The sequence below is a fragment of the uncultured Flavobacterium sp. genome (genome assembly GCF_963925185.1).
GTDB lineage: Bacteria > Bacteroidota > Bacteroidia > Flavobacteriales > Flavobacteriaceae > Flavobacterium.
The window spans coordinates 1-26,496 of sequence record NZ_CAWURC010000025.1; the positions used below are offsets into that span (position 1 = coordinate 1).

Sequence of the window (26,496 nt, forward strand, 5' to 3'; positions counted from 1 at the left end):
CTGTATGTCTTCAAACTAAAGTGGACTTTTCCTAAGAGAGTATTTAGTTAATAATTCAAAGATAAATGTTTTTTTTGATTTGTTGTTAATTTTAATTTTTGGTACTCAATTCTGCGATTAATAATTGCAATTTTCTTTAATTTTTGTCTTTCTTTTAATATCATTTCACCTCTTCCAAAATAAACATCTGCAGGTGTTAAGTTGTTTAATGATTCATGATATCGCGCATTATTGTATCGGTTAACAAACTTTTGTAAAGCAGCTTCTAATTCCTCTGGAGCAAAGTAATTATCAAGTTTCACAACATTTTTCATGGTTCTGTGATAGCGTTCAATCTTTCCTTGTGTTTGTGGATGATTAGGTCTGCCATGCACTTGCTGCATTTGATAATTGTCTTTTAAATACGATTTTAGTTCACTTGCAATATAACACGAGCCATTATCCGATAGTAACTTTGGTTTTTGTTTGGTAATTAATTTAGCTTTTTGAATCGCAGTATCCACGGTTCTTTTTACATCATCTGCTTTCATATTTGAACAAAGTTCCCAGTGCACAATATACCTGCTGTAATCGTCTAAAACCGTACTTAGATAATACCATCCCCATCCTAATATTTTAAAATAGGTAAAATCCGTTTGCCACATTTGATGAACAAAACTTGTTTTGTCTGTAAATTCATTTCCCGCACTCAGAAAAATATGAGCTGGAGCTGTAATTAAACCTCTTGACTTTAAAATTCTGTAAACACTTGATTCTGATATGAATATTTGTTGTTCATCGGTCATTTTATAAGCTAATTCACGAGAAGATAAATCAGGATAATCCAAAGCTAATTTTACAACTAAATTCTTTTGCTCTTGCGGTATGCAGTTCCATTGTCTGTTTGATACTCGTTTGGTTGGAAGCAAACCTTCAATACCATTTTCGCTATAAGCGTGATACCAATTGTAAAAGGTACTCTTGTTAATTCCAATCTCCCGAAGTGTTCTGTTTACTCCAATTTCAGATCGAACAACCATGTGAATGATTTCTTGTTTTTCGGATATAGTAAGTCGCATGTATTTCTTGAATTTGTCAGTTAATCCAGCATTTCCAAGCTTTTTTTTACGATATCATAGCGTAAAACTAAATCGGCAACCATGACTTTTAAACGTTGATTCTCTTTCTTGAGTTCTGTTACTTCATCGCTAGTAGCTTCTCTTGTTGTGTCCCCTGATAATCTTTTCTTACCCGCTTCTAAAAATTCTTTGTTCCACTTATAAAACTGGGATTCATTAATGGAATACTTCCTACATAATTCTGCAACAGACATTTCAGCTCGTAATGCTTCCATAACGATTTGTATTTTCTGTTCGGAACTAAAGATTCTTCGGGTGTTTCTGCGAATCTCTTTAATGTAATTTTCTGTTGTTTGTTTTCTTGGTGTTTTCATAATAATTCAAATTTAATAATTTTTGAAAACACTCTCTTAGTTTTTGACTAAATCAGTACACTTTTTGCTGACGATTTACAATGTTTCAAAAGTATTTACAAAAAGAATATTTTTTAATTTCTTTGATTATTATAAGTATTACGAAGCCCCAGATTACCCAAATGCTTGTGAAATTACATCCCCTAGTTTAAGGGCTTCTCTTAGACAACCACAATCACTATGGAGAATGGTTAAAAATAATGAAGTGAAGTTTCAAATTGAAAATGATGCGCCTAAGTATGGAGAATCTAAGTATTATGTAGTGCCAAGAATTTGTGGTGATTGTACGGTATTAGGAAGCAATGTTGTTCCAGATTTTTGGGTAGAATAATAGATTTAAATAAAATGAAAAAATTAATTTTAATCGTACTAATTTTATTTTTCAATAACATAAACACTATTAATAGTCAGTCTGTTATAAAAAATAATGAAATTTTAAAGGGATATAATGAGATTCCTCAAGAAGGGGCTTTTATTAATTTCAATAGCACTTTATTATTTACAGGAGAGCATCTTTATTATAGTATTTATTGTTTAAATTCTAAAAATAATCAGTTTAGCTTTCTAAGTAAAATAGCCTATGTAGAGCTAATAGATGAAAATGGAACAGCCGTTTTTTTACATAAAATTAAATTAAATAATGGAATTGGTCAAGGTGATTTTTTAATACCCACAACGGTATCAACTGGAAATTACAAACTAATTGGCTATACTATATGGATGAAAAATGGCCGAAACAATTTTTTTAGTAGTGATTTATCAATTATCAATCCATATGAGAGCACTTCTTATTTAAGCAATGATCATTCAAATACGTTAGAATTAAAACCTTTAATTATTGATAAGTTGGATAAAAACGAAAACCTTTCTAATAATTTATTTCTAATAAATACGGATAAAACAAACTATAAAAACAGAGAGAAAGTTGAAGTAATAATTAACCAGAAAAGTAATTCTTCATTAATAGGTAATGTATCTTTAAGTGTTCGAAAAATTGAAAGTGTTAATCAGTTTGATAAAATTACATCTAAAAATTTTATTTCTACCTATAAAACGAACGCTATCAAGGAAGATAAAAAGTTAAACAATTTTTTTTATTTACCCGAATTAAGAGGTAGTTTAATTTCTGGAAAGTTGGTTGCTAAAAATAAAGACGCATCAGTTTTTAATAAAAAAATCGGATTTTCTTTCCCGGGAAAAGATTTTATAATAAAGGTTGCTACTACAAATACAGAGGGCAAATTTTATCTAAATATTGATACGGAGTACGATGCTTCAAGTGCGATTATTCAAATTCGGGAAGATAATGGCGAGGATTATAATCTAGAATTGGATCCGCATAACTCTGTTAATAAAGCCAGTTTAAAGTTTAAAAAACTAATATTAAACAAGGATTTAGAAAATTTAATGATTGAAAGGAGTGTTTTCAGCCAAATTGAAAATGCTTACTACAACGAGAAGCTTGATTCCACAGTTTCACTAGAAAAAAAAGGTCCTTTTCACGGCTTGATGTCAGAGTATTTATTGGATGATTACACTCAGTTTTTAAGTGTAAGAGAGGTAGTGATTGAAATAATTAATGGTGTTGGAATTTATAAAAATAAAAAAGGAGAGGATATTTTTCATGTAAGACCATTAGATTCATATCAAAAATTTACAACAATTCCTTGGGTTATTGTTGACGGAATGTTATTGCAAAACCATTCGAATATTTTAGATTATGATGCTAAAAAAGTTAAAAAAATAGGTGTTTCACAAACTAAACAGTTGTTTGGTTCAGAAATTTTTGAAGGTTTAATTGTTATTGAAACTAAAGAAGGGAAATACAATGAAATTTACAAAGAAAGCAATCAAAAAGATTTAGTCTTATTTAAACCACTATCAGATAAAAAATATTTTAATCAAAATTATGACACCCTTAGTGATTATAAAAGAATTCCAGACTTTAGAAATCAACTATTATGGATACCTCGACTAAAATTAACAGAAAATGATAAAACTATTGAGTTTTTCACTTCAGATGCAAAAGGAGAGTTTGAAATCTCAATTGAGGGTTTTACTAAATATGGTGAGCCAATTTCAATTCAAAAAGTAATTTCAGTTCAATAGGTAATTTTTAATTATTTGTTAATAAAAAGATGTTCATACACTAAACTATTAATGAATATCATTTGGTAACCGAAAAAACAAAAGATCACTATTCATTAGAAGGGCTTAAAGAAAAGCTTTTTGAAGAAGTGAAAAACACACATGTTTTCCGTTTCCCTTATAATGATTTATTGTATGAGGAATATGAAGAGGATTATTAATATGTTAATTTTAAACTTATCAATTTAACAGGGAAAAGCTAAAAAAAAGCATATTTAAATTAACTTCAATTGTCATTTCGGGCTGAGTCGAGAAATTTATTTTTTGACTAAAGAGGGGGCTTCGGCTTGGCTTATAGTAGCAGAGGGAATCCTTAAAAATAAATAAATTATTCCAACCTATAAAATCCCTTTTCGACAGTAGCGTGAAAAGGTATTTTCTCTTTTATACAAGTCGCTTTCCACAGCTCAATATAAGTTCGATAATTAGAAGCATCGGCAATGATCATTTTGGGATTTGTGGTTTCTAGGAAACGTTTTAGGTTTATTTTCGGGGATTGAGTGAGAATTAAAATATCGGGGTTAATATTCTTTGGAAAAACCCCCAAACTGTCTAAAACCAGAATCTTCTTTCCTTTGAAAAATAACACATTTTTCAGTTTGTTTTTGTTTTTTAAAGAACTAAAATTTCCCATTAAATAGGAATTTAATGTTTTATTTTTAACTCCTATTTTTAATAGACTATCACTAGCAAACAAGGTCACGCTTTTCCCGGTTCGTTCTGTAATTAAACTGTTATTCTTTGAATTAAAAACAACTAATTCTTTTTGGTTTTCGATTTTATGGTAAGTTCTAAAATAAGTGATTTGGAAAATAATTATAGCAATTAACGTTAAAGTTAATCTATTGAAACTCGGTTTTTGGAACCAAATAATTAGGGCTATAATTATCAAATACGAACTCACCAAAAAGCTCCAGTTGAACGGAATGTCCTTAATGATAAATTGTTCAAACGAGGCGATCGAATTGATGATTTTGTCCAAAACAAAAATGCTACTCTCCAGTAATTTAGATGGATAAAATGGTACATAATCGAATGCTGCCAAAACCATAACCAAAACCCCCAAAGCCATTATAATGCTCAAAAACGGAATGATCACCAAATTTGTCACGAAAAATAATCCGGGAAATTGATGAAAATAATAAATGCTTAACGGAAAAGCGCCTATTTGTGCCGCAAATGAAACGGTCAAAATATCCCAAAAGTAGTTTAAAATTTTATTTTTTGGCAACCAAAGTTGGTGCAAAAAGGGTTGCAGCCAAAGGATAAAAAACAAGGCAACATAACTCAACTGAAATCCAACATCAAACAAAAAAGATGGCTTGAATAGCAAAATTAACAAGGCAGAAACTAATAACGTGTGAAAAATATAAGTACTTCTTCTAAGATACATTCCAATAGCTACGAACGAAAACATCACAACAGATCGAACCACAGAAGGAGCTAATCCTGCGATGAAACCGAAGGACGACAGCGACACCAGGATGATGATTAATTTGATAAATGAACCGCGTTTGGAGTTGGGAAACGGCCTCAGAAGAAAAGTCACAAACAGCAAAATAAAACCAATATGGAGTCCCGAAACAGATAAAATATGAACGGCTCCAGCATATTGATAATCCCGGATAATATCTGGCGAAATGTCCTGTTGTTGTCCTAAAATCAACGCAGCGGCAACATTGAGTTCGGTTTTGTTGAAGTTGTTTTCTTCCAGATTCCGAATGATCTTTGTTCTTAATTTTGCGGAATAATACCAGACATCTTTGTCAATAATCGAGCCTGTTTTTATTTCAGGGACATTGGCATAAATTTGAGCATAAATGTGTTTTCCTTCGAGGTATTTTCCGTAATCAAATTGGTTTGGGTTTTTTGAGGGAATATTTTCGTATAAAGCACCATTAACAAGTAAATGAGTGCCCACTTCGAAAGGGTGATTCAAGCTGTCTTTTCGAACATTTAGTAGAATTCTTCCCGTAGTGACCGAATCATCAATTTTATTTATGAGAACAATGTAGCGGTCGTTGTTATTTGATTTTTTTAGTTTTTCCCTAATTGTCACCGACATTAAATGAGGGTTTTCAAAGATTGTTTTATTGTGAATATAATTGGTTTTCTGAAACGAATCGGTGTGGATGATTTGCGTGGTATTGCCAATGGAAAAAGCGAGAAAATAATTGGTTAAACCAAAATAAATTGGGTTCATCGGATTTTTTTTAGACAAAAAATAGGTAATGATAAAAACGAAAATGGCGAGGATAAGAAAAGTAAAAATAACCTTGAGATTGGGTTGTAAATAGCGTGCGATAAGTACACCCATTACAAAACCAATCGTTATTCTCGCTAAAGGGAATTGCAACACTTTCATAAGGTTAAAGTTATAAATTATTTAGCGTGAAAAACTTTATAATTTTATTTTAGATAAAAAAACAATTAATAAGAAGCTAAAAAAAACTTAAAACCAGTGTTTCAAAATAAATCATTTCAAATTCCCCACAATCAACTTTGCGGTTTTTTCGCTGGCGCCAATGCCTCCTAGTTTTTCTTCCAATAGATCATAGTTGTGCAAAAGGGCTTTGCGATAATGAGGTTCCAGAATTTTTTTCAACTCTTCGCCAATGCGTTTTGTATTGCAATCTTCTTGAATCAACTCGGTGACGACTTCTTTATCCATAATTAAATTGACTAAGGATATGTATTTTAGTGTAATGATCCGTTTGGCAATTTGATAGGAAGCCCAATTGGCTTTGTAACATACGACTTCTGGAACTTTAAAAAGTGCTGTTTCTAGTGTTGCTGTTCCCGAAGTAACTAATGCCGCACTCGATATTTTCAACAAATCGTAAGTTTTATTTGCGACAAATTTAATGTTATTAGTAGTAATAAAACCTTCATAAAAAGTAAATTCCTGGCTTGGTGCACCAGCAATCACAAATTGATATTTCGGAAAATCGTTGACCACGCTCAACATCACCGAAAGCATTTTGGTGATTTCCTGTTTTCGGCTTCCAGGCAAAATAGCAATGATGGGCTTTTCATTTAATTGATTTTCAGTTCTAAAAACCATTTCGTCAATTGTAGGTTGGTTATGGATTGCGTCAATCAAAGGATGTCCGACAAATTTAACTGCGAAACGATGCTTAGTTTCATAGAAATTCTTCTCGAAAGGAAGAATCACATACATTTTATCGATATCAGATTTGATGTCTGTAATTCGGCTTTCCTTCCAAGCCCAAATTTGTGGAGAAATATAATAATGAGTTTTATAGCCACGTACTTTGGCCCATTTTGCAATTCTTAAATTGAATCCAGGATAATCGATGAAAACAATCACGTCAGGCTGAAAACCGGCAATATCTTTTTTACATATTTTGATGTTGTTCAAAATGGTTTTCAGATGGAAAATCACTTCCGCAAAACCCATAAAAGCCAGTTCTCTGTAATGTTTCACCAAAGTCCCACCTACATCCTGCATCAAATCGCCACCCCAAAACCTGACATTGGCATCTGGATCTTCTTTGTACAAAGCCTTCATCAAATTAGAACCGTGCAAATCGCCTGAAGCTTCTCCCGCTATAATGTAGTATTTCATTTTTGTTGTTTAATCAAATTTATGTAAACAAAGTAGTCATAGCAATAATAATAACTGCTAGAACCACACCACGAGCCATAATTTCTTTATTGAATTTCAGTAAAACACCAAAAGCTACTAAATCAAGAATGGACCCTAATGTTATTAATTTACCAAGTTTTCCATCAGATTTCATAGTTTCAATTCCTGTCATAAAATCAAAATCTGTAAAAAAAGTGATGAAAATAAAACTACCAAGAATGCTTGCTAGAATTCCAATTATAAATCCTGATAATAATTCCAATTTATTCATTCCATTTCCAAGTGTTGAGTTGTTGAATGGCGTGGTGAGCGGTTAAATCGAATTGTACAGGAACCACCGAAATATAATCATTTGCAAGGGCCCATTCGTCAGTATCTTCACCTTTATCTTGGTTAACAAATTTTCCCGTCAGCCAATAGTAATCTCTTCCCTGAGGAGTTTTTCGCTTATCAAATTTTTCCATCCAAATGGCTTTCGCCTGACGGCAAATTTTAATTCCCTTAATCTCTTTTTCCTTTAATTTCGGAAAATTTACATTTAAAACTACGCTTTCTGGAAGTCCGTTTTCTAAAACTTCCAAGGTGATTGTGCGGATAAATGATTTTATTTGTTCAAAATTGGCATTCCAGCTATAATCTAGAAGGGAAAACCCGATGGCTGGAATTCCTTCAATTCCTGCTTCAACGGCTGCACTCATTGTTCCGGAATAAATCACGTTTATTGAAGAATTTGATCCATGATTAATGCCTGATACGCATAAATCTGGTTTTCTTTTCAGAATTTCATTAACGGCTATTTTTACACAATCTACAGGAGTTCCAGAACAACTGTATTCTATAAAAGCATCATTTTCTTTCGAAATTTTATTGATGTACAAGGTGTCATTTATAGTTATGGAATGTCCTTTTGCACTTTGAGGACTGTCAGGAGCTACCACGACAACAGTTCCTATTTCAGCCATAACATCAATCAAGGCTCTGATTCCAGGTGCTGATATCCCGTCATCATTAGTGACCAGGATTAAAGGGTTGGTCTTTTTCATTGGATATGTTTTCAAATTACAATTGTTAAATTTAAATAAATAAGTGGGTTACACAAAGGGTTTTCCCGTAAACAAAGAAAACAAAATAAATTTTAGTTTTATGATTAATCCTCAAAACAAAAAAAACTATTTTATACCTTTAACAAAAATTTATGTGAAGCTTGTGTTTGTTGGTATAGTTTTTACAGTAATTTAGATTTTAAATATTTATGAAAACTATTATCAGATTTATGAAAAGAAATTATAAAATACTCATTTTCGTTTTATTTCTTTCGGTAACCTTGTTCGCGTTCAAATTTCATTCGCCAAAAAGTGGTGACCCCGAAAAAGATAAATTGATTTTGGAGTTACTAACATTTGTTATCGAAAAAGGGCATTATAATCCGGCTACTATCGACGACACTTTTTCTAAAGGAGTTTATAAAGATTACATACAGGCTTTGGATCCCTCCAAAAGATTTTTTTTGCAGACCGATATCGATGAATTTTCAAAATATGAATTCGAACTCGATGATGAAATATTGAATAAAGACTTAACTTTCTTCGACCTTACTTATAATCGGTTGGTTCAAAGAATGGGAGAAGGCAAGAAATTTTATAAAGATATTTTAAGCACACCCTTTGATTATAATGTAAACGAGACATTTAACACAGATTATGACAAGGCCCCTTATGCAAAAAACATAAAGGAATTAAAAGAAAGATGGCGCAAACAAATCAAGCTTTCCACGCTTTCTTCATTGACAGATCGATTGAGAATCCAAGAAAACAAAGAAAAAGGGCTTGTTGATAAAGACAACAAAAGTGGATCTGAAGTTTTAAAACCAGGAGAATTTATTGATAATCCGGCTGATTTGGAAAAAGACAAAAAAGACAAACCTTCTGATGATAAGCCAAAAACTTTAGCAGAATTAGAAAAAATTACCCGTGAAAGTTCCTTAAAATCGTTAGATGAATATTTTGGTTTCATGAATGATTTAAACAGAGAAGATTGGTTTTCGGTATATATTAATTCTATTACTTCTCGATTTGACCCACATACAAATTATTTTCCACCAGAAGAAAAAGATAGATTTGACGTGAGCATAAGTGGAAAATTTGAAGGAATTGGAGCGCGTCTTCAGAAGAAAAATGACTTTACTGAGATTACCGAGCTTATTTCTGGAGGCCCAGCCTGGAGAGGAAAACTACTCGAGGCAGGTGATGTTGTTTTGAAAGTGGCTCAAGGAAATAATGATCCAGTTGATATTGCAGGAATGCGTTTAGATGATGTTGTAAAAAAAATAAAGGGCCCAAAAGGATCAGAAGTTCAACTTACTGTAAAAAAAGTAGATGGTTCTATTAAAACCATTTCTATAATTAGAGACATTGTCGAAATCGAAGAAACATATGCAAAGTCTAGTGTTGTTGAAAGAAATGGATTAAAATACGGGATAATTTATTTGCCAAAATTTTATATTGATTTTGTAAATAAGGATGGTAGAGATGCTGGAAAAGATATTGCAATTGAAGTGGAATCTTTGAAAAAAGCAGGTGTAAACGGGATCGTTCTTGACGTTCGGGATGATGGTGGAGGTTCACTCTCAACAGTAGTGGATATTGCGGGATTATTTATTGAGCAAGGTCCAATTGTGCAAATAAAATCGGCCGGAAGAAAAAAAGAAGTGTTGTTTGATAAAGATAAAAAAATTGAATGGGACGGACCATTAGTAATTATGGTCAACAGCTTTTCTGCTTCGGCTTCAGAGATTTTGGCAGCAGCTATTCAAGATTATAAAAGAGGTGTCATTATTGGCAGCAAACAAACGTATGGTAAAGGAACTGTTCAAAATGTGATAGACTTGAATCAATTTGTGAGAAGTAATGATGTTGGGGACTTAGGGGCTTTAAAAACCACAACCCAGAAATTTTATAGAATCAACGGTGGATCTACACAACTGGAAGGGGTAAGTAGTGATATTGTTATGCCGGATCGTTATACATATTTAAAAATGGGAGAACGTGACTTGGACAATGCGATGCCTTGGGATAAAATTGACCCTGCTGATTACAAAGTTTGGAATCACACTGAAAATTTTGACAAAGCAATAGCGGAGAGTAAGAAAAGAATTGCTCAAAGCCCGCAGTTTAAATTAATCGAAGAAAACGCAAAATGGATCGACGACAGAAGCAAAGAAAATGAATATAGTTTAAAATTCGAAGATTTCAAAAAGAACCAAAAAGCATTGGAAGAGTCAAGCAAAAAATACAAATCTATTTCCGATTATGATGATCATTTGAAGTTTTATTCCTTGCCTTTAGAAGCCGAATTAATGAAAACAGATATTTCTCTTAAAGAAAAGCGAGATAGATGGCACGAAAGTTTATCTAAAGATATTTATGTGGAAGAAGCACTAAACGTATTGGACGATTTACAATCTAACCCAGTTATAAAAAAACGCGTTCCTGACATAATGAAGAATGGTAAATTTGTTAAATCATAAGAAGTGTTATTTTGTTAATGAATAAAATAAAACAGACATTAAGTACTATCACGCTCCAAAAATTAAAAAAAAATTACTGGAGCGTTCTTGGTTTTGGGGTTATCATGATTTTAATCTTTGAATTATCCTCCGCCTTCATTTTGAAACCCCATAATGATGAGAAAATTCGAAAAACACCAAGTTTATCTTTTGATTTCTTTCCTACATCAACTACAAATCAAATTATAAATCACGAATATTACACCTTGTCTTATAACGAAAAACAAGAACAAGCAGAATGGATTGCCTATGAATTAAAAAAGAGTTATGTGAGAAGCGGCAATTTCAAAAGACCCTATTTTATTAAGGATCCAAAAGTAAAAACAGGCTCCGCTGATTGGCGAAATTACAAAAATTCTGGTTATGACAAAGGACATCTTTGTCCCGCTGGAGATATGCAGTTTGCAATCAGTGCTTATAATGACACTTTTTTCACTTCGAATATTTCGCCACAATTACATGTTTTTAACAATGGGGTGTGGAAGCGATTAGAAGAAAAAACTCGTTATTGGGCGGCCAAATATGATGGAATTTATGTAGTTACCGGAGGGGTTTTAAAAGCGCCACTCAAAACAATTGGAAGAGAAAAAGTTTCGGTTCCGCAATATTTTTATAAAATTTTGTTAGATAAATCGAATGGAAAATATAAAATGATAGCTTTTTTGATTCCAAACCAAAAAAGTGACAAACCATTATATGCTTTTGTGGTTTCTGTTGATAGTATTGAAAAAATGACCGGGATTGATTTCTTTCCAAAATTAGACGACAAGACCGAAAATAGATTGGAGAAAGGCAATGATTATAAGTCGTGGAGTTTTAATTAACCTACCACTTACCACTCATTTACCTTATTGGCATCCATTTTTATAAAAATAAACAGCAAAATGGTAAACCCCCAAAGTCCCGAACCTCCATAAGAAAAGAAGGGCAAGGGCACTCCAATAGTTGGAAAAATTCCCAATACCATAGCGATGTTTACGAAGAAATGAATGAATAAAATTCCCGCAACACAATAGCCATATACGCGACTAAATTTTGTTTTTTGTCTTTCGGCAAGATAAATTATCCTGAGAAACAAGCCTGCAAAAAGACCAATTACAAACAGTGAACCGATAAACCCCCATTCTTCACCCACGGTTGTGAAAATATAATCAGTATGTTGTTCGGGGACAAATCCTCCTTTGGTTTGCGTGCCTTCAAGAAATCCTTTTCCAAACCATCCGCCTGATCCAATGGCTATTTCGGACTGATTTGTATTATATCCAATGCCTTTCATATCAACGGATTTCCCCAGTAATATATTAAAACGGTCGCGGTGATGTTGTTTAAATACATTTTCAAAAACATAGTTTACTGATAGTACAAACCCGGAAATCAGAGCAAAAAGAATCCCGCTTAATACAATATTCCTATCGGATAATCTTGATTTGAAGTGGATAAATACGATTACAAGCGAAGCGATTAGAATTACATAGTGTGATTGTAATACAAGGGTTAATACAAATAAAAGAATGACAATAAACCCAGTCCAAACATACCAAGAAGGCAATCCTTCGCGATATAAAACAATAATAAAAATACTGTAAATTAAGGCACTTCCTGGATCGGGTTGAGGTAATATGAGGATCACTGGTAAAAAAACGATGGCTAAGGCCTGGATTTGCCTGTTGACATCTTTTAAATTAATTTGGGTGTCACTTAAATATTTGGCTAATGCCAATGCCGTGGCTGCTTTCGCAAATTCTGACGGCTGAAGCGTGAAATTCCCAAAACTATACCAACAACGTTGTCCAGCAATGACTTTTCCAAAAGCAAACAATCCTACCAAAGACAACAAGGAAACGCTATAAATAACACTCGCATATTTTTCATAAAACTTTCCGTCAATCGAAAGGATAATGAAAATTAATGGAATTGTTAATAGTATAAAAACAAGTTGTTTTTCATATGTGCCTTCAATAGAGGATAACGATGAGGAATAGATATTCAACCACCCCATTATTACTAACATAATGTAGATGATAATGCAAACCCAGTCTAGGTTGTTCGTTATACTTTGATTTTTCATTTAAAATGAATGGCTTTTAATTTTCCTTTCTGAAATCTATTTTTATTTTTGGAGCTATTTTTTTGCTTTTCAAGATAGAATCCTGCTTTCTCATTTGTAATTTTACAACCTCAGAAAGCCCTCCTAGTTTAGCATATCGACTTTGTAAACTTAAAGTAAGAATTCGTGTTTCTAAATCGGTTCTCGTGATTTTTTTTCTAAGGTATTTTTCTATCATTAAACTAGCAATTGGCCCCGCTATTGCCGCCCCATAACCCCCATTCTCTATCATAATAGCTATGGCAATTTTAGGATTGTCTTTAGGCGCAAAAGCTACAAAAATAGAATGATCTTCTAACTTTGTTCTTACGCCATTAATTTTTGCAAAATTCTCGGCTGTTCCTGTTTTACCACAAATATCGACACCTTCAACTTGAAGAGCAAATGCCGTTCCCAAATTATAAACATCAAATAAGCCGCTAATCATCGGTTTAAAATATTTTTTGTCTATAGTGGTTACGTGTTTTGTCGTAAACTTGGGGTCGATTTTTCGTCCTTCAATTTTTTTGATGACATGAGGGGTGTAATAATGCCCTTCATTGGCAACAGCCGCCATCATATTAGCAAGTTGGATAGGCGTCATCAAGACTTCGCCTTGTCCAATGGCGTTTGATACGATAGTTTTTCCACCCCAACCCCAATCTGGATACATTTTTTTGTACGTTTTTGAGTCAGGGATTTTTCCTCTTTTACCAGTAGGTAAATCATAGCCCATAAATTGTCCGAGGCCAAAACTTCGTATGTGATTGCTCCAAACATCTACCGCATGGGGCGCGCTGTATTTAGAAATGGTACGTAAGTAAACATTTGAAAAATAGGCATTACATGATTTATAAATCCCAACATGCAGATCTCGAACACCTCCGCCACAATGGCATCCTTGAAATCGGCCTGGAGCATAAGCAAAACCGTGATTGCAAATAAAAGTAGTTTGCTCGTCTGCAACGCCCTCTTGAAGACCAACAAGTCCCGTCATAATTTTAAAGGGAGAGCCTGGTGCATATTCTGCCAATAAGCTTCTATCATAAAGAGGGTTTGCTATAGAATCATGATACAACATGGTGTAATTTTTTGATCGTTGGCGGCCTACTAATATAGAAGGGTCATAAGAAGGTGCTGTAACAAGAGCTAAAATCTCCCCTGTTTTAGGTTCGATGGCAACAATTCCACCCCTTTTGTTAATCATTAATTCCTCTCCGTATTTTTGGAGTTCGGCATCAATGGTCAAATTGATATCTTCTCCTTGAACGGCAATTGTATCGTATTTTCCTTCTTTAAAAGAGCCAATTTCACGGTTGTACTTGTCTTTTTGAAAATATTTCACGCCTTTTATTCCGCGTAAAACATCTTCGTAACTTTCTTCAACTCCTTGTTTTCCAATTAAATCACCACTATTGTAATAGGGATTTTTTGCAATTAATTTTTCATTGACCTGGGTTATAAACCCAAAAACATTGGCGCCGTAGTTTGCCTGATAATCACGAAGAGAACGCTTTTGAAAATAAAAACCTTCGAATTTCCTTATTTTTTCTTGAAATGCTGCAAATTCGCGTTTATTCAATTGAGGTAAGAACACCGAAGGTAATCTTGGGCTATATATTTTGGCTTTTGCCAATTTTTTTATAAAATCCTCTTTTGTGACATCAAGTAATTGGCATAACTCCAAGGTGTCTATTTTTTTCACATCCCTTGGAATAACCATAATATCATAGGATGGCTGATTAGCAACTAACAGCTTCCCGTTTCTGTCATAAATATAGCCTCTTTCGGGGTAATCGTATTTTATTTTAATGGCATTATTGTCTGACTTTAATTTGAAGGAATCGTCAATAATTTGCAAATAGAATATACGGATTACAAGCAAAGAAGCTGCAATAATAATTAGAGAAGGAAGCAATACTTTTCTCATCTTCTAGATGGCTTTATAAGGTATATTATTATAACGCAAAGTATAATAGTAAATATTGTGCTTAATAAGGTTCGAATTAAAATATCAAAGAAAAAGCTAATTTGAAATGCTTCAAATACAAACAACACAAAATGATGAATTAAAACTGTAAACAATATAAACGAGAATCTTTCAGGAGTTAGTACATCGTTTAATTTTACGGTTTGGTATTCATAACTTAAACCAAAAGCAAACTTAAACAGATAAGGTCTGTAATAGGCTAAAACGATACAAGCTGCTGTGTGAATTCCTCCAGAATTACTGAACATATCCATAATAAATCCAAGAAGAAAACTAGCCAAAAGAAGACCGGTTTTGTTTCCGTTTACAGGATATAATATTATAAACAGCATATAAGGAAATGGACTTATATAGCCCAAAAAATTCATATTATTAAAAATAATAATTTGGATTGATAAAAACAGTATAAAACGAAAAATATTGGTAAATAAAGTACTATTCATTTTTCTTTCTATTTTCTAAATTTGTAATTTCTTCACTGTCTTTACTTTTAATGATGTAAACATGACCTAAATTTGTCATGTCATTAAAAAGTTTTATATCCAATGTGTAATAGTGGGTTTTATTATCCGTGTAAATCTTGTAAACAGTTCCTATATTTATGTTTTCAGGAAATATTACAGATTGCCCGCCAGTCACAATTGTGTCTCCTTTTCGAATGGCTGCTAATCTAGGGATATCTGTCAATTGAACAAATCCAGTACTTTTGCCATTCCAACCCAAAGAACCAAAATGGTTTGATTTTTTGATTTTTGCGTTTAGTCGAAAGTTGATATTTAAAACACTTATAACAGTAGCATATTTTGGGGAAGTGTCATCTATTATTCCCACAATTCCCAAACCATTTATTACTCCCATATCTGGTTTTACGCCTACAAGACTTCCAGAATTCAAGGTTAAATAATTTTCGTGAGAATCATAGGAATTATGAATTATTTTCGAAACTAAGATATCTGAATTTAATTCCTTTATACTGTCTAATTTTAGGGTTGAGGCACTGTCTTTTATTTTAAATAGAAAGCTTTTTAATTTTGCGTTTTCTTGTGCAAGCAGCTCATTTTGACTTTTCAAATTCAAATATTCACTTATATTATTTATTCTTTCATAAACACCACCGCTCAAAAAATTGGCAGAACTTATTATTTTGCTTTTATGATACGAATGGGATTGAATGGTGAGAAATAATGAAATACACAAAAGCAGTAAAAACAGCAATCTATTACTGTTTTTAAATATAAAATTAAATATTTGCTGCATTTCTTAGCTATATAATGTGTGTTGTAAAATTACAAACTGGTCTATTTAATCAAAATACTTTTAAATTTTTGAAGATTTTTAAGCGCCATGCCTGTTCCGCGAACAACAGCTCTTAAAGGGTCTTCGGCAATATAAACGGGCAAGTCTGTTTTTTGTGAAATTCGTTTATCAAGTCCTCTTAACATTGATCCGCCACCAGCAAGATAAATACCAGTGTTGTATATATCTGCCGCTAATTCTGGAGGTGTTTGAGACAAGGTTTCCATTACGGCATCTTCAATTCTTTGAATCGATTTGTCTAATGCTTTTGCTATTTCTCTATACGAAACCGAAACTTGTTTTGGTTTTCCTGTAAGTAAATCTCTCCCTTGAACCGACATGTCTTCTGGGGGTGTTTCTAGATCTTCGATTGCAGCTCCCACTTGAATTTTTATTTTTTCGGCAGTACTTTCTCCAACAAAAAGGTTGTGTTGGGTACGCATATAATAAATAATATCATTGGTAAAAACGTCACCGGCAATTTTTACTGATTTGTCGCAAACAATACCGCCCAAAGCGATTACTGCTATTTCTGTTGTTCCTCCGCCAATATCAACAATCATATTTCCTTTTGGTTGCATAATGTCGATACCAATACCAATTGCTGCCGCCATTGGTTCATGTATTAAATAAACTTCTTTACCATTTACTCTTTCGCAAGATTCTTTTACAGCTCTCATTTCAACTTCAGTAATTCCAGAAGGGATACAAACAACCATTCTTAATGCGGGAGTAAACATTCTTTTTTTCAAAGCAGGAATGCTTTTAATAAGCAAACTTATCATTTTTTCGGAAGCGTCAAAGTCAGCGATTACACCATCTTTCAATGGTCTTATCGTTTTAATGTTTTCGTGGGTTTTCCCTTGCATCATATTGGCCTCTTTACCAACAGCGATGATTTTCCCCGTTATTCTATCTCGAGCAACTATTGATGGGCTGTCAATAACGACTTTATCATTGTGTATGATTAAAGTGTTTGCGGTACCAAGGTCTATCGCAATATCCTCGGTCATGAAATCAAAAAATCCCATAAGTTTTCGTGGGTTTAAAATTTAAATTATTCTAATGTACAAAGCTAAACAAATTAATGTTTGAAATGACGTGTTCCAGTAAATACCATTGCAACTTTATTTTCATTGCAATAATCAATGCTTAATTCGTCTTTTATCGATCCTCCAGGCTGAATTACGGCTGATATTCCAGCATTCTTTGCAATTTCAACACAATCAGGAAACGGAAAAAAAGCGTCGCTTGCCATGGAAGCCCCTTTTAAACTAAATCCAAAAGCTTTTGCTTTTTCAATAGCCTGTAACAAAGCGTCAACTCTAGATGTTTGACCAGTTCCAGACGAAACCAAAGTTCCATTTTTAGCAAATACAATCGTGTTTGATTTTGTATTTTTGCACACTTTAGATGCAAACAATAAATCTTCAACTTCTTGAGTAGTAGGGGATGTAATAGTAACGATTTTTAAGTCGGAAATAGTATCTGTCTTTGCATTTTTATCTTGAACTAAAATTCCGTTTAGGCAAGTTCTCACTTGTTTTTGAGAGAATTCTACTTCATTTTGAACTAAGATAATTCTGTTTTTCTTTCCTTGTAAAACAGCAAGTCCTGCTTTGTCATAACTTGGAGCAATAACCACTTCACAAAATAATTTGTTTATTTCATTTGCAGTAGCTAAATCAATTGTTGTATTTGAAATCAAAACACCACCAAAAGCGGAAGTCGGATCGCAAGCCAAAGCCACATTATATGCTTCGCTAATAGTTTTTCTAGTAGCTAACCCACAAGCGTTATTGTGTTTTAAAATGGCAAATGTTGGCCCGTCATTTTTAAATTCGGCAATCAAGTTTACTGCTGCATCTACATCCAATAAATTATTATAGGACAATTCTTTTCCGTGAAGTTTTGTAAACATTGCGTCAAAATCACCAAAGAAAAATCCTTTTTGATGAGGGTTTTCGCCATATCTCAAAATCTGCCCATTGTCAATGCTGGTCTTGAAAATAGTTTCGTCTGTATTGAAATAATTAAAAATTACAGTGTCGTAATTTGAAGAAACGTGAAAAGCTTTGGTAGCAAAAAATCTTCTGTTTTCCAATGTTGTCGCTCCATTTTGATTAAATATTAAATCTAAAAGCAAACCATATTCATTAGCCGATGCAACAATTACGGTGTCTTTAAAGTTTTTTGCGGCAGCACGAATTAAAGAAATACCGCCAATATCTATTTTTTCTATAATGTCACTTTCGCTGGCTTCAGAAGCAACCGTTTTTTCGAAAGGATACAAGTCGACAATCACCAAATCAATTTGTGGAATGTCATATTCCAACATTTGTTTCACATCAGTTTCATTATCCTGACGATTTAAAATCCCTCCAAAAACTTTTGGATGCAAGGTTTTTACTCTTCCACCAAGAATAGAGGGGTAAGAAGTTACATCTTCAACTGGAATAACAGGAATGCCAAGGTTTTTTATAAATTCTTCGGTGCCGCCAGTAGAGTAAAAGATTACGTTTTGCGCATGTAATTTTTTTATGATTGGCTCTAAACCCTCTTTTGAAAACACCGAAATTAATGCCGATTGAATTGTTTTTGTTGTGTTCATTATGTAGTTGTAGTTGTGTTTTACAAAAGTAGTTTTTTTGAAGATAAAATTCAAATGTATTTGTGTAACAATATTTAAAAAACACTACTAATCAATGACTGTATTTTCATTAGGTTTTTGAATAAAATTTATAGAATTTTACAATAACACAAATTAAGTTTTATGCTCGTTTATTTTAGACTATTATCAGAGAGTTTTCGTTTTGCAATAAATGCCTTGCGAAACAACAAATTGCGAACGCTTTTATCATTGCTTGGTGTCACCATTGGAATTTTTTCGATTATTGCAGTACTTGCAGCAGTCGATTCATTGGATAGAAAAATTACAAAAGACTTAAGTTCCCTAGATAAAAACACCATTTATTTGATGAAATTTTCCTTTGGTCCATCTGAAATTCCACAGTGGAAAAGAGAGCAATTCCCTAATGTGAAATATGTCGAATATCTTTATTTGAAAGTCACAATGACAAATACAGACCAAATGGGCTATCAAATTTTCACTAAAAGGGAATCTATTAAACAGGGGTCAAAAATTGCTAGCGACATCAATATTGTTCCTGTTTCCCACGAATTTATTGACATCCAAGGTCTGGAGTTTGAGAAAGGAAGGTTTTATACAGAATCAGAGGCAAATTCTGCATCAGCAGTAATTGTCATTGGAAACGAAGTTGCTAAATCATTGTTTGGAGACGATGAGTCAATAGGTAAAAAAGTGCGCTTGTACGGACAACCTTTTACCATTATTGGGGTTTTAAAAAAGCAAGGAGCCGGAATATTTAACGATGACAACGACAGTTCTGCTTATATACCTGTTAATTTTGTTAGACAAAGATATGGAGATAATAACAAAGCATTGGTAAACGTCATTATTTTTAAACCACAAAAAGGAGTTGATATGGAAGCTTATAAAGCCGAAATTTCTCAGAAATTACGAAATTTCAGAGGCTTAAAATCTGGAAATATTGACAATTTCTTTATCAATGTTTTTTCTGGCTTCACTGATTTAATTGATGGAATTATTTCTCAAATGAATGTTGTGGGCTGGATAATTAGTGGTTTTTCATTGCTTGTTGGCGGTTTTGGTATTGCCAATATAATGTTTGTTTCGGTAAAAGAAAGAACAAATTTAATAGGAATCCAGAAATCTCTTGGTGCCAAAAACAGATTTATATTATTTCAATTCTTGTTTGAAGCTATTATTCTTTCCGTGATAGGGGGAATTATTGGTCTATTTATGGTTTGGATTATAGCACTCATTTTGACCAAAGCGCTTGATTTTGAATTCGTTTTGGGGATGGGTAACATTATTTTGGGAACCGGATTAGCTGCAATAATTGGTTTGATTTCGGGAATTCTTCCTGCAATTACTGCTTCAAAACTAGACCCTGTAGAGGCAATTAGAACGGGAATGTAATCCTATAATTCTTGGAAATGCCAAAATAGAATCCTGTTTTATTTTATTAATACAACTTTAAAAAAGGCTGTGATTTCGTTGCTGCTAATGCAAAAAAAAGCCCGATTGCTCGGGATTTAAATTTATCTAACGTCAATATTTTGTATCAAATCGATGTATAAATTAACCTTGTCTTTGAGTTCTTTTCGTTGAGTGATAAAATCCAAAAATCCATGTTCAAGGACAAATTCGGCGGTTTGAAAACCTTCCGGCAAATCTTTTCCAGTGGTGTCTTTTACAACTCTTGGCCCCGCAAAGCCTATTAATGCTCCGGGTTCAGAAATGTTGATATCGCCAAGCATGGCGTAAGACGCCGTTGTTCCTCCAGTTGTTGGGTCAGTACAAAGCGAAATATAAGGAATTTTTGCATCTGCTAATTGTGCTAATTTTGCAGATGTTTTTGCTAATTGCATCAACGAATAAGCCGCTTCCATCATCCTTGCTCCACCTGATTTTGAAATCATCACAAATGGAATGTTGTTTTTGATAGAATGATCAATTCCACGGGAAATTTTTTCGCCCACAACTCCGCCTATCGAACCGCCAATGAAGGCAAAATCCATGCAGCAAACCACTAAATCTTTTCCTTTTGATTTTCCAACGCCTGTTCGAACCGCATCATTCAATTTGGTTTTAGACATAGTGTCTTTTAATCGTTCGGAATATTTTTTAGTATCCACAAAATGCAAGGGGTCTTTCGAAGTCATTTTTGCATCTAATTCTAAGAATTCATTGTTGTCGAATAATATTTCAAAATATTCTTTACTTCCAATTCTAACATGAAAATCATCTTCAGGACTTACATATAGATTGCGTGCTAGTTCTTCAGCATCAATAATTTTTCCGGTTGGCGATTTGTACCAAAGTCCTTTTGGAACATCCATTTTGTCCTCGGTAGCCGTTGTGATTCCTTTTTCTGTTCTTTTAAACCAAGCCATAAAATTGTGAATTATGAATTACGAATTATGAATTACGAGTTTAAAACGTAATTCATAATTCATAATTTTAAATTTATAATGTGTTCACGTTATTCAAATCTGCGAACGCTTGTTCTAGTCTTGTGATGAATGTAACTTCACCTTCTCGCAACCATTTTCTTGGGTCGTAGTATTTTTTGTTAGGGACATCAGCACCAGTTGGATTTCCAATTTGAGTTTTTAAATAATCAATGTTGTCAACCATGAAGTCACGAATACCTTCAGTAAATGCAAATTGCAAGTCAGTATCAATGTTCATTTTTACAACTCCGTAGCTTATACCTTCTCTGATTTCTTCTAATGTAGAACCTGATCCTCCGTGAAAAACGAAATCTACTGGGTTTGGTCCTGTTTTGAATTTGTCTTGAACGTAATCTTGAGAATTTTTTAAGATTTTTGGAGTTAGTTTTACGTTTCCGGGTTTGTATACACCATGAACGTTTCCAAAAGAAGCAGCAATAGTAAATCTTGGACTTACTTTTAATAATTCTTCATAAGCATAAGATACTTCAGAAGGTTGTGTGTATAATTTTGAGCTATCAACGTCTGAGTTGTCAACGCCATCTTCTTCGCCACCAGTGATACCTAGTTCGATTTCTAATGTCATTCCCATTTTGCTCATTCTAGCTAAATATCCTTTGCAGATTTCGATATTTTCTTCGATAGACTCCTCTGATAAATCAATCATGTGAGAAGAAAATAATGGTTTTCCAGTTGTAGCAAAATGTTTTTCGGAAGCGTCTAATAATCCGTCAATCCAAGGCAATAATTTTTTTGCACAATGATCTGTATGTAAAATAACGGTAGCTCCGTAAGCTACTGCCAAAGTATGAATGTGCAATGCTCCAGCAATTCCACCAGCGATTGCTGCTTTTTCCCCCGCATTTGAAAGTCCTTTTCCAGCATTAAACTGCGCTCCACCATTCGAAAATTGAATAATAACTGGTGCATTTAGTTTTGCAGCAGTTTCAAGAACTCCATTTATAGTGTCTGAACCAATTACATTTACTGCAGGAAGTGCAAATCCTTTTTCTTTTGCATATTTAAAAATTTCTTGGACTTGATTTCCTGTAGCTACGCCCGGTTTAATATTGTGTGACATTTTAAATTTTTTAGTTGTTGTTTTTATTGTTTTATAATTTGCAAAAATAAGAATTAATTAGCATTAGAACGGATAATTTATTCCAAAATTAAAAACCGAGTGTGCAAAATTATATTCATAAAACCATCTTTTGTTGATTTCATTGGCGGGATTGTAGGTTTTAAATCCAAAATCAAATCGAACTACAAAAAAATTAAAATCATATCTTAATCCAAATCCTGAACCTACAGCGATTTCGCTTAAATCTGAAATCCCAGTAAAGGTTGCTTTTTCATCAGTTACATTGTCAAAAACATTCCAAATATTGCCCGCATCAACAAACAACGCCCCTTTTAAACTGTTTAATATCTTAAATCTGAATTCGCTACTCATTGCGATTTTCATGTTAGCTTCATTGAAATCCCGCAAGGCTCCGCTGCTTCCGGGACCTAAACTATAGGGCTGCCATGCTCTATTGTCATTCGACCCTCCTGAGAAATAACTTCTTGAAAACGGAATGTTATTCGAATTTCCGTAGGGAATTGCAACGCCAAAAAAGGTTCTTATTGCCAAAACATTTTCTTTAGAAAAACCCCAATGTTTAATGTAATCAAATTCTGTTTTTATGTATTCTGAATATTCTAAATTAAAAATTTTATAATTGCCATTCTGATTTTTGGGTAAGTTTGAAGCAGCTGAAATCAATGACAATAGAGAACCAGCCGATTCAATTTTTGTTCTAAAAAGATAAAAATTATTGTCTTGTATATCTGTTTTGGTGCTTTTTGAAAAAGTAAAGTTTGTGGCTAGAATAAAATCATCCTCGGTAAGCCTGATTCTACGTTCTTCAATGCTGTTTATGGTTTTGTAGTCAGCTGAACTAGGAAAAACAGTTGGAGTTATCCCTAACACATCACTAGTAAAACCATTAGTCCCACTTTCTATTTTTAAATTATTGTTATCGTCAAAATAATTTGAATTTACAGCATAACTTGGGCTTTTGGCTAATTCATTTAAAGCGTTATAAGAAGATTCATAGACATGAAAATAATTGGAGGAATTTAAATTTCGTACATATTGTATATTAAAAAGATCAAAACGAGCCATATTGTTCTTTTTTGGCATCCAATTATAGGAGAGTGCTCCAGTTAAATTTTCTTTATTAAGTCCAATATTTCTTTGTGATGATAAACCTGTTGAAATAAGTGTTGATGGAATCATGCTTTTTGGAATGATTTTTTCGGTTTTAAAAGGAAACCATATTCTCGGAATATTTAGTTTTAAATCAATTCCATATTCAGAGACATTGAAAAAACTATTTTGAGGATTTGCCAAATCTTTTGATGCTCCAATATTTCCCCTTCCTGCAATTTCCAGTGTTTCGGCGCCATTAAATACGTTTCGGATTGTTTCAGAAATACTTCCTGCAATTCCAAAGGTCTGTATATTTGAATGGGTAAGATCAAATGAGGTAACAAAACTATATTTTTTTCGAGGAGTCAAATATATTTTTGCAATCAATGATTGAGCTGTGGTATCTCTTTTATCAACCTCATAAAGAATGGTTGGATAATTAAAAATTTTAAGATTGTTCAAATATCTTGATGTTAAAACAGTTTTATTATCGGCAAATAAACCTCCTTTTGTAATAAATATGGCATCGGTAATGGCTCGTGGTTTATACCTCAATTTATCGTGACTGTATAAATTAAAATTATTGAAGGAAATGCTGTCAGTAATTGCCGAATTAATTTTGGTTGGTGAGTAATCGGTGTAAATATTTACGTCGCTTATTTTGAACATTTTGAATGGCTCCGTTTTAATGGTATCATTCTCTTGGTACGAATAATCGTTTATGTTTAAATTCACATTTACCTTGTTTTCAGTGTTAAGGGTGTCAATATCAAAAGTCACATAATTGGGCTGAAAATGATATACTCCATTATTTCTAAACTGGCTCGTAATTCGGTTTTTCTCATCATCGAAATCTGCTGTTTTATATTGTGCGCTTGATTTTATAAAGGAGCTTGATTTATTCGCCTGAAACATAGAATCCAATACTTGAGTGCGAATGTTTATTTTAATGGAATCTAAAAAATAGGGATTTTTCGGGGTTATGGTGTATTTTATTTTAGCTTTTTTAGCACTTAGACTATCTAAAGTATAATTCGCCTTAACGTTAAAATAACCATCGTTAAAATAAAAGTATTTTAACCGAACAATCGATTTGTCAATTTTTGTAGAGTCAATAATTACAGGAGGTTCACCAGTTTTTTTTAAGAAATCATGTATTCCATGATGCCAAAAAGATTTCCCAAGCCTATCGACTTGTTTTGCTGACAACCTTTTAGACATTCGTTCGTATTTTCCTGGGTGATTGGTAAATTTAGCTTGATAAGTCGAATCTGGATTTGGATTGGCAAGATTAAATAAGTTTAATCGTAATTGATAACCTAGGATGTTGCTGTTTGGTTTTTGATACAATTGATTAACGACATCTTCGGTCTTTACGGACTTATTGTTTACCAAAATTTCATTCTTGATAAGAAGTTGTTTTCCCTCTGGAACCCTTCTCACGGAATCACAAGCCGAGATAATTATTCCTATTAAAATAAATGTTACTATTTTTGTGCTAATCTTTTTCAAGTGTTCCGAAATATTTAATTCAAAAGTACATTATTTTATGGTTAGTAAAAACCAAATAAAACTTATAACGAGTTTGCAGCAAAAAAAATATCGATTTGCCAATCAATTGTTTTTTGCCGAAGGTATAAAGGTAATTCAAGAATTATTGAAATCAAACTTTGAACTGGATCATCTGTACACAACTCAAAGGGATTTTGAAGAAGTTCTTGCCGCAAAAAAATCGATAATTGACGATACTGATTTGAAAAAAATTAGTGCTTTGACAACGCCAAACAGCTGCTTGGCACTATTTAAAATTCCTGCAGAAAAAATAATCAAAGGATCAGGATTAATTCTCGCTCTTGATTCCATTCGAGATCCAGGAAATCTAGGAACAATATTGCGGTTGTGCGATTGGTTTGGAATCAATCAATTAATTTGTTCGAAAGATGCCGTAGATATTTACAATCCAAAAGTGATTCAGGCAACCATGGGTTCCATCGCAAGGGTTAACGTTAATTATATTGATTTGATTTCTTTCATCGAACAAACGAAACTACCCGTTTTTGGCACTTTTATGGATGGTAAAAATATTTATAAATCTAATTTGCCTCATGAAGGAATTATTATAATGGGCAATGAAGCCAATGGAATTTCGCCAGAACTCGAAAAAATGATTCAAAACAAGCTCACAATTCCTCGTTTTGGAAATCTTCAAAAAACAGAAAGTTTAAATGTGGCAACAGCCACGGCCATTGTTCTAAGCGAGTTTCGTCGAGGATAATTTTTAATATTCATAAACGCTAACTAAACACAGAGAACTTAAGACATTACTTATTTTTCTAGTGAAAAGTAAAGTTGATAAAAACGGCTCTGTTTTTCAGCGATTCTATTTTGCTTGTCCAAGGACTATTATTGAAGTCTTTATCAGGAATTAATTCATCATTAATTCCAAACACACCCCTTATAGATGGCGAGAAAATAAAATATTCCGAAAAAACATCGATGCCAAAACCCAACTCGTAATTCGTCGTCCAGGGTTTTACCCTGAAACGATTCCCTGAATTATCGTCTATTGATTTAGAATTACTCGACAAATTCAATGTGGCTGATACACCCCCAAGCAAGTAAGGACGAACATTCCCTGTCCTGAGAGAGGAAAATTTAAGCAATAATGGAAGATGAATATTGGTGCTGTTTACTTCCCGAGTTTTTTGAGAGGAAGTAGGTTCAGTCAAGAAATAACTTGTTGGGTAACTCAGATCTCTTTTTGTAACATATAAACCAGGTTCAAAACGTAAATTTATATATTCTTGAAGCTTCAAATCGGCAACAAGTCCAACATTAAAACCGGTGCTTTTTTTAATTTCAATGTCTTGGCTAATGTTTTTAGGTTTTGCGTCGAATTTATTATAATCTACTTTGAAATCATAAGAGTTAAATCCTAAATAGAATCCAAAATAGAGTCTTTGTTTTTGAAAATTTTCTAGATTAACAATGGGGTCTTTGCTAAAAATGCCTTTAGTTTGTGCATGTCCTTTTAAGAACAAACTGAGTAGGAGTAAGGCAATAATTTTTCTCATA

At 33.1% G+C, this 26,496-nt stretch carries 21 protein-coding genes and 1 pseudogene; 7 read left to right on the forward strand and 15 right to left on the reverse strand.

All coding sequences use genetic code 11. The annotated features are described in order from the left end of the window. Nucleotides 1–47: 47 nt before the first annotated feature. Nucleotides 48–1,432 (reverse strand): annotated as a pseudogene (locus AABM59_RS05445) (IS3 family transposase). 43 nt (nt 1,433–1,475) lie between these two features. Here AABM59_RS05445 and AABM59_RS05450 point away from each other — a divergent pair. The 3 genes from AABM59_RS05450 to AABM59_RS05460 all read left to right on the forward strand — a co-directional run bounded on the left by AABM59_RS05450 (nt 1,476) and on the right by AABM59_RS05460 (nt 3,780). Beyond that, nucleotides 1,476–1,802 carry a hypothetical protein gene (locus AABM59_RS05450; RefSeq protein WP_338407966.1) on the forward strand — a complete coding sequence of 109 codons (327 nt, stop codon included), beginning with the start codon at nt 1,476–1,478 and terminating at the stop codon, nt 1,800–1,802. Nucleotides 1,803–1,816: 14 nt separating this feature from the next. Then, nucleotides 1,817–3,580 carry a hypothetical protein gene (locus tag AABM59_RS05455; protein ID WP_338407967.1) on the forward strand — a complete coding sequence of 588 codons (1,764 nt, stop codon included), beginning with the start codon at nt 1,817–1,819 and terminating at the stop codon, nt 3,578–3,580. Nucleotides 3,581–3,642: 62 nt separating this feature from the next. Beyond that, nucleotides 3,643–3,780: a hypothetical protein gene (locus AABM59_RS05460; protein WP_338407968.1), complete on the forward strand. Its 138-nt coding sequence runs from the start codon at nt 3,643–3,645 to the stop codon at nt 3,778–3,780. A gap of 167 nt (nt 3,781–3,947) precedes the next feature. Here AABM59_RS05460 and AABM59_RS05465 read toward each other — a convergent pair whose 3' ends face one another. From AABM59_RS05465 to surE, 4 genes are all read right to left on the reverse strand, one after another. Then, nucleotides 3,948–5,984, reverse strand: coding sequence for a ComEC/Rec2 family competence protein (locus AABM59_RS05465; protein ID WP_338407969.1), 2,037 nt, complete (start codon nt 5,982–5,984; stop codon nt 3,948–3,950). Between the two features lie 111 nt (nt 5,985–6,095). Continuing rightward, nucleotides 6,096–7,208 carry a lipid-A-disaccharide synthase gene (lpxB, locus tag AABM59_RS05470; protein ID WP_338407970.1) on the reverse strand — a complete coding sequence of 371 codons (1,113 nt, stop codon included), beginning with the start codon at nt 7,206–7,208 and terminating at the stop codon, nt 6,096–6,098. A 19-nt stretch (nt 7,209–7,227) separates the two neighbouring features. Further along, on the reverse strand, nt 7,228–7,500 hold the full coding sequence (locus AABM59_RS05475) for a hypothetical protein (RefSeq protein WP_338407971.1): 273 nt from the start codon (nt 7,498–7,500) through the stop codon (nt 7,228–7,230). Continuing rightward, nucleotides 7,493–8,272: a 5'/3'-nucleotidase SurE gene (gene surE, locus AABM59_RS05480; RefSeq protein ID WP_338407972.1), complete on the reverse strand. Its 780-nt coding sequence runs from the start codon at nt 8,270–8,272 to the stop codon at nt 7,493–7,495. The genes AABM59_RS05475 and surE overlap by 8 nt, the downstream gene beginning before the upstream one ends. A gap of 209 nt (nt 8,273–8,481) precedes the next feature. On the opposite strand from surE, the gene AABM59_RS05485 reads away from it, so the two are divergent. Beyond that, nucleotides 8,482–10,755 (forward strand): carboxy terminal-processing peptidase, encoded by a 2,274-nt coding sequence (locus AABM59_RS05485; RefSeq protein ID WP_338407973.1) that lies wholly within the window; start codon nt 8,482–8,484, stop codon nt 10,753–10,755. 17 nt (nt 10,756–10,772) lie between these two features. Next, on the forward strand, nt 10,773–11,618 hold the full coding sequence (locus AABM59_RS05490) for a DNA/RNA non-specific endonuclease (protein WP_338407974.1): 846 nt from the start codon (nt 10,773–10,775) through the stop codon (nt 11,616–11,618). Between the two features lie 8 nt (nt 11,619–11,626). Here the strand turns inward: AABM59_RS05490 and rodA are convergent, their stop codons facing one another. From rodA to purH, 6 genes are read right to left on the reverse strand one after another with little or no spacing between them, the layout of a single operon-like run. Then, the gene (rodA, locus tag AABM59_RS05495; RefSeq protein ID WP_338407975.1) at nt 11,627–12,862 is read right to left on the reverse strand and encodes a rod shape-determining protein RodA; all 1,236 of its coding nucleotides are present in this window, start codon (nt 12,860–12,862) and stop codon (nt 11,627–11,629) included. Nucleotides 12,863–12,878: 16 nt separating this feature from the next. Beyond that, nucleotides 12,879–14,810 carry a penicillin-binding protein 2 gene (mrdA, locus tag AABM59_RS05500; RefSeq protein ID WP_338407976.1) on the reverse strand — a complete coding sequence of 644 codons (1,932 nt, stop codon included), beginning with the start codon at nt 14,808–14,810 and terminating at the stop codon, nt 12,879–12,881. Continuing rightward, on the reverse strand, nt 14,807–15,313 hold the full coding sequence (locus AABM59_RS05505) for a rod shape-determining protein MreD (protein WP_338407977.1): 507 nt from the start codon (nt 15,311–15,313) through the stop codon (nt 14,807–14,809). Before AABM59_RS05505 ends, mrdA begins: the two co-directional genes overlap by 4 nt. Then, a complete protein-coding gene (mreC, locus tag AABM59_RS05510; protein ID WP_338407978.1) occupies nt 15,306–16,127 on the reverse strand; it encodes a rod shape-determining protein MreC in 822 nt (273 codons plus the stop codon). Before mreC ends, AABM59_RS05505 begins: the two co-directional genes overlap by 8 nt. Nucleotides 16,128–16,168: 41 nt before the next feature. Further along, complete coding sequence (locus AABM59_RS05515; protein ID WP_338407979.1) at nt 16,169–17,197, reverse strand: rod shape-determining protein; 1,029 nt, start codon at nt 17,195–17,197, stop codon at nt 16,169–16,171. 53 nt (nt 17,198–17,250) lie between these two features. After that, nucleotides 17,251–18,777 (reverse strand): bifunctional phosphoribosylaminoimidazolecarboxamide formyltransferase/IMP cyclohydrolase, encoded by a 1,527-nt coding sequence (purH, locus tag AABM59_RS05520; protein WP_338407980.1) that lies wholly within the window; start codon nt 18,775–18,777, stop codon nt 17,251–17,253. Nucleotides 18,778–18,939: 162 nt separating this feature from the next. On the opposite strand from purH, the gene AABM59_RS05525 reads away from it, so the two are divergent. Next, a complete protein-coding gene (locus tag AABM59_RS05525; protein ID WP_338407981.1) occupies nt 18,940–20,190 on the forward strand; it encodes an ABC transporter permease in 1,251 nt (416 codons plus the stop codon). Nucleotides 20,191–20,312: 122 nt separating this feature from the next. On the opposite strand, the gene accD is transcribed toward AABM59_RS05525, so the two are convergent. From accD to AABM59_RS05540, 3 genes are all read right to left on the reverse strand, one after another. Next, complete coding sequence (accD, locus tag AABM59_RS05530; protein ID WP_338407982.1) at nt 20,313–21,167, reverse strand: acetyl-CoA carboxylase, carboxyltransferase subunit beta; 855 nt, start codon at nt 21,165–21,167, stop codon at nt 20,313–20,315. Between the two features lie 73 nt (nt 21,168–21,240). Continuing rightward, nucleotides 21,241–22,308, reverse strand: coding sequence for a class II fructose-bisphosphate aldolase (gene fbaA / locus AABM59_RS05535; RefSeq protein ID WP_338407983.1), 1,068 nt, complete (start codon nt 22,306–22,308; stop codon nt 21,241–21,243). A 63-nt stretch (nt 22,309–22,371) separates the two neighbouring features. Further along, nucleotides 22,372–24,933, reverse strand: coding sequence for a BamA/TamA family outer membrane protein (locus AABM59_RS05540; RefSeq protein WP_338407984.1), 2,562 nt, complete (start codon nt 24,931–24,933; stop codon nt 22,372–22,374). Nucleotides 24,934–24,970: 37 nt separating this feature from the next. On the opposite strand from AABM59_RS05540, the gene AABM59_RS05545 reads away from it, so the two are divergent. Further along, nucleotides 24,971–25,696: an RNA methyltransferase gene (locus tag AABM59_RS05545; RefSeq protein WP_338407985.1), complete on the forward strand. Its 726-nt coding sequence runs from the start codon at nt 24,971–24,973 to the stop codon at nt 25,694–25,696. Nucleotides 25,697–25,754: 58 nt separating this feature from the next. On the opposite strand, the gene AABM59_RS05550 is transcribed toward AABM59_RS05545, so the two are convergent. Continuing rightward, a complete protein-coding gene (locus tag AABM59_RS05550; RefSeq protein ID WP_338407986.1) occupies nt 25,755–26,495 on the reverse strand; it encodes a porin family protein in 741 nt (246 codons plus the stop codon). Between the last annotated feature and the right edge of the window lies 1 nt (nt 26,496).